Here is a 355-nt window from a genome sequence, read left to right on the forward strand (position 1 = left end):
CCACGGCCTCGGCGGTGGCCTTCCTCACGGACGCGCTCGGGGCCTTTCCGTTCAAAGTCACCCACGTGCTCACCGACCGCGGCTCATGCTTCACGGCCGATGCGTTTGAGGCCGCCTGCCAGCGGCACGGTGTGCAGCATCGCAAGACGCGTCCCTACACGCCTAAATCCAACGGCATGGTCGAGCGCTTCAACGGGCGCGTCCAGCGCGAGGTGCTGGGGTTTACGCTCTAGCACTACTTTGGTAGATTGAGGGAACGCTGGAGGTTTTTGCGGATTCGCCTGCCACGGCCATGAGCGTGGGTGCTCGCGATGTCAGGTGCTGGTGGATGGCGTGAGGATCTGGACCGGTGGCT

1 pseudogene is annotated in these 355 nt (G+C 64.2%); it reads left to right on the forward strand.

Annotated features, from left to right (window positions below):
* Positions 1-221 (forward strand): annotated as a pseudogene (locus FV233_RS29925) (DDE-type integrase/transposase/recombinase); the annotation flags it as partial.
* Between the last annotated feature and the right edge of the window lie 134 nt (positions 222-355).

The sequence above is a fragment of the Methylobacterium sp. WL7 genome (assembly GCF_008040085.1).
Lineage (GTDB): Bacteria > Pseudomonadota > Alphaproteobacteria > Rhizobiales > Beijerinckiaceae > Methylobacterium > Methylobacterium mesophilicum.